Below are 4594 nucleotides of genomic sequence, written 5' to 3'. Positions count from 1 at the left end.
CGGCGGTCATAGCGTGGGGGAAACGCCCGGTCCCATTCCGAACCCGGAAGCTAAGACCCACAGCGCCGATGGTACTGCACCCGGGAGGGTGTGGGAGAGTAGGTCACCGCCGGAACAACTATTACAGTAGGGCCCTGACGACGAACGTCAGGGCCCTACTGATTTAACCACCAAAACGGAAACCGGAGACGCCTAGACTTACGGTTTATGACCCCCCGAACCTCCGGCCCCGCGGGCAGGCGCGCCACCATCCTGGACGTCGCGGCTGCAGCCGGCGTATCCCGCCAGACCGTGACCCGTGCCATGAACGGCATGACAGGCATCAGCCAGGAGACCAGGGAACGGGTCCAGAAGCTCGCCGCAGAGCTCGGCTACACCCCCAGCCGCTTTGCAAAGGGACTGGTGCAGGGCGCCCGGATCTCCGTCGGCCTCGCGATCCCCGATCTGACCAACCCCTATTTCCCTGCCTTTGCCTCCAGCGTGGTCGAGGCGGCCACCTCCCGCGGCTGGAATGTGGTGGTTGACGACTACGGCCACGGCAGCGGAAGTGCCGTGGACGCTGCAGCGCGGCTGGCACCCCAAGTGGACGCGCTGATTGGATATCTTGCGCCCCATTCCGATGAGGCCCAGGACATCATGGGCCGCCGTCCCGTCGTCGCCCTTGATTCGCCGGGCGCGGGTACCGCTGGCGGCATTGCTTTTGATTTCCACCACGCAGCCCGGCTCGCCCTCACGCACCTGGCGTCCCGGGGGTGCCGGAACATCGCCTTCCTGGACTCGGACCAGGGCGGCCCTCCCAGCGGCCGCAGTGCGGCTGCAGCAGCTGTGGCGGCTGAGGCCGGCATTCGGCTCACCCGCCTGCAAGCCCAGCCCTCGGCGGATGCGGCCAGGGTGGCCGCTGCCGGTCTGGCGCTGGCCGCCGGCGACCGGCCGGATGGTATCCTCGCCTTCAATGACCTCATGGCCGCCGGAGTGCTGAAGGCCCTGCAGGAAGCAGGCGTAGCTGTTCCCGGCGACTGTGCGGTCATGGGCATGGATGGAATACCGCTGGGGGAACTCATAACGCCCGAGCTGACCACCCTGTCGCTGGACCTGCGCGCGGTGGGGAGGGCCGCCGTCGGACTCCTGGATGGGCTGCTGTCCGGCTCAATCCCGGAGCGCAGCCCTGAGGCCTACCTGACCCTTCAGCACCAGCTGGTCCTCCGTCAATCGGCCTGACCCCTACTCAAACGACGCTCAAAACGATAAGCTCTTATTGCCTACTCGTGAACGTTCACGCAGTGCCTAAATCACCGTCCCAGCAAGGAAACCTGATGTCTGTGCACACCCCTGCCGCAACAGCCGGCGCCCACTCCGGTCGGGCGGCAGCAAATGCTTCCCGCAGCCTCGAACTAGGTGGCGTGGACGTCGCCGAACTCGCCTCACTCGAACCGGGCCGGGGCAGCCTTCCTGGGCGTGCCTATCTGTTGTCGGACGCAGCGCGGTTCTCCCTGAACGGTGACTGGCTGTTCCGCCTGAGCCCGGGAATCCGGACAGCCCCCCAGGACGGGTGGCAGCAGGGCGGGGACCTGGCCGGCTTCACCACCCTTCCCGTGCCGTCCAGCTGGAACATGCACGGCCACGGATCGCCGGCCTACACCAACGTCCAGTTCCCGTTCCCGGTGGAACCGCCCCACGTGCCGGACGCCAACCCGATCGGCGATCACGTGGTGACCTTTGACGCCGGCCCTGAGTTCTTCCCGCAGGCGCTGCTGCGTTTTGACGGCATCGATAACGCCGGAACCGTATGGCTGAACGGCGTGGAGCTGGGCACCACCCGGGGGAGCCGGCTGGCCCACGAGTTCGACGTCTCGGGGGTCCTTGTCGAAGGCACCAACACATTGGCGGTCCGTGTGGCGCAGTTCTCCGCCGCAAGTTATGTGGAGGATCAGGACATGTGGTGGCTCCCGGGGATCTTCCGGGACGTGACACTTCAAGCCCGGCCGGCGGACGGCATCGATGATGTGTTTGTCCACGCCGACTATGACCCGGGCACGGGCGAAGGAACCCTCCGCATTGAGGTGACCCGCGCCGGACAGCCGGTTGACGCCGTCGTACGTGTTCCTGGACTTGGCCTTGAACTGCTCGCGGGCACGGAGCAGCGTGTTCCCGGCGTGGAGCCCTGGTCCGCGGAAATCCCCCGCCTTTACGATGCAACGGTCAGCACGCCCGGCGAGACGGTCTCGCTCCAGCTGGGCTTCCGGAGCATCACCATCGAAGACGCCCAGTTCAAGGTGAACGGACGCCGCATCCTGCTGCGTGGCGTGAACCGCCATGAGCACCATCCCCGGCTTGGCCGCGCGGTGCCAAGGGAGGTGATGGAAGCGGAACTGCGGCTGATGAAGCAGCACAACATCAATGCCATTCGGACCTCGCACTACCCGCCGCACCCCGAATTCCTGGCGCTGGCGGACCAGTTGGGTTTCTACGTGGTCCTTGAATGCGACCTCGAAACCCACGGCTTCCACAGTGCCGGCTGGGCGCAAAACCCCAGCGATGACCCGCAGTGGGAGGGTGCGCTGCTGGACCGGATGCAGCGGACGGTCGAGCGCGACAAGAACCACGCTTCGGTGATCATGTGGTCGCTGGGCAACGAAGCGGGCACAGGACGGAACCTTGCGGCGATGTCACGCTGGGCCAAGGACCGGGACCCATCGCGGCCCATCCACTACGAAGGCGACTGGTCCTCGCCTGACGTGGATGTCTACTCCCGGATGTATGCGAGCCAGGCCGAGACGGCACTCATAGGGAAGGGCATCGAGCCCGCCCTCGAGGACGCCGGACTCGACGCCCGCCGCCGCGCCATGCCGTTCGTGCTGTGCGAATACGTGCACGCCATGGGCAACGGGCCGGGCGGCATGAGTGAGTACCAGGAGCTGTTCGAAAAGTACCCCCGGCTGATGGGCGGTTTCGTTTGGGAGTGGCTGGAGCACGGAATCACGGTTCCCACCCCGGGCGGCGGCGAACATTTCGCATATGGCGGGGACTTCGGCGAGGAGGTCCACGACGGAAACTTCGTCACGGACGGGTTGGTGGACGCCAACCGCAATCCCCGGCCCGGGCTTTTGGACTTCAAGAAGGTGATTGAACCGCTGCACATCGACGTCCCGCCGTCCTGGGCCGGCTTCACTGTCCGGAACGGGCAGGACTTCGCGGACACCTCAGCTTTCCGCTTCCAGTACAGGGTGGAGGCCGACGGCGTGACACAGCGTGAGGGAACGTTGCCCGTTACGCCGCTGACGCTTCAGTCTCAGGCGGCTGTGGAGTTGCCAGCCGAGGTTGGAGAGTTTGCGGCGGGGCTGTCGGAGGATGCGAACGCAGTACTTACCGTCAGTGCCGTGCTGGCCGCAGAGACCGCCTGGGCCGGTGAAGGCCACGAGATCGCCTGGGGGCAGGCGCCCCGCTTCGCTCCTCTGGGCAAGGGAGTGCCGGCGAGCGACTCGGTGGAGGTGGGAGACGGGGAACTGCGGCTCGGTGCTGCTGTATTCGACCGGGCCACGGGCATGCCTACCTCGATCGGCGGACTGCCGGTTGAGAAACTTGCCCTGGTCCTGTGGTGGCCGCCGACCGACAACGACCTTGGGCGGGAATGGGGCGGCGCGGACCCGCGCCCACTTGCCACCCAGTGGAAGGACGCGGGACTTGACCGAATGCACGCCCGCCTGCTGGGGATCACCGCGGAGTCAACGGAGGACGGCGGTGAGCGCCTTCGCGTGAGCACGCGGGTCGCTGCGGCGGACAAGCAGTTCGGGGTACTGGTGGACTACCTGTGGACCAGCAGTGCCGGATCGCTGGCGCTTCGGACACAGGTCAAACCTGTAGGGGACTGGGTCAACGCGGGCTTCGACGTGGAGTGGGCCCGCATCGGCCTGGAGTTCGTCCTGGGGACGGAGACCGGCTCTGTGGGATGGTTCGGCCAAGGTCCCCACCAGAGCTACCCGGACACCGGCCAGGGCGCACGCACTGGATGGTTCGAATCGACCCCCGCGGGCCTGGATGTTGAGTATGTCCGTCCCCAGGAGTCCGGCGCACGATCAGGTGTGCGATCCGCCGTCCTGGAAACCGGGGGAAGGCAACTGCATATCTCCGGCGAGCCATTTGCGCTGACCGTTCGGCCCTATGGCTTGGACGTCCTTGCTGCTGCGAACCACAGGCCGGACCTTGCGCCGGACGGCCGCACTTACGTTTACCTGGATCATGCCCGTAGGGGCGTGGGGACCGCAGCCTGCGGGCCGGGGGTGCTGGAGCCCTACCGACTGAAGCCCAGGGAGGCTGACTTCGAAGTGGTCCTGCGCGTGGAGTAGGGACCGTCCGGATGTGAGCCACTCCATAGAAGTAATAATCCACTTCAACTGGGGTGCCAGGCTTAGTGTTTGCCGCCGGAAAGCCCGTGATTCCGGGGTTTTCGGCGGCACCTTGGGCGCTTTCTGCCCGATTTGCGGTGGGGGTTGTGTGCGGGTATTGTTTTCTGAGTCGCCGCCGCTGAAGCGGAAAAATAGCGGCCAACCCCCTTTGATGACAGCCTGGAAAATGGTTCGCTTTTGTGGCGTGCCGG

2 protein-coding genes and 1 rRNA gene are annotated in these 4594 nt (G+C 66.0%); all 3 read left to right on the top strand.

Annotated elements, in window-relative coordinates; genetic code table 11:
* Positions 1–115, top strand: a 5S ribosomal RNA gene (gene rrf / locus ACFO0G_RS19855); the annotation flags it as partial.
* 92 nt (positions 116–207) lie between these two features.
* Positions 208–1218, top strand: coding sequence for a LacI family DNA-binding transcriptional regulator (locus ACFO0G_RS19850; RefSeq protein ID WP_376979799.1), 1011 nt, complete (start codon positions 208–210; stop codon positions 1216–1218).
* A 95-nt stretch (positions 1219–1313) separates the two neighbouring features.
* Entirely contained in the window at positions 1314–4343 is a 3030-nt protein-coding gene (locus ACFO0G_RS19845) for a glycoside hydrolase family 2 TIM barrel-domain containing protein (protein ID WP_376979798.1), read from the top strand.
* The last annotated feature ends 251 nt before the right edge of the window (positions 4344–4594 follow it).

It is taken from the genome of Arthrobacter sedimenti, assembly GCF_042652025.1.
Classification (GTDB): Bacteria; Actinomycetota; Actinomycetes; order Actinomycetales; family Micrococcaceae; genus Arthrobacter; species Arthrobacter sedimenti.
This window is presented reverse-complemented; position numbering and strand designations above follow the sequence as displayed.

Excerpts from the sequence above, each read along its gene's own strand:
- ACFO0G_RS19845 (WP_376979798.1), top strand. The coding sequence starts at position 1,314 with ATGTCTGTGCACACCCCTGCCGCAACAGCCGGCGCCCACTCCGGTCGG.
- ACFO0G_RS19850 (WP_376979799.1), top strand. The coding sequence starts at position 208 with ATGACCCCCCGAACCTCCGGCCCCGCGGGCAGGCGCGCCACCATCCTG.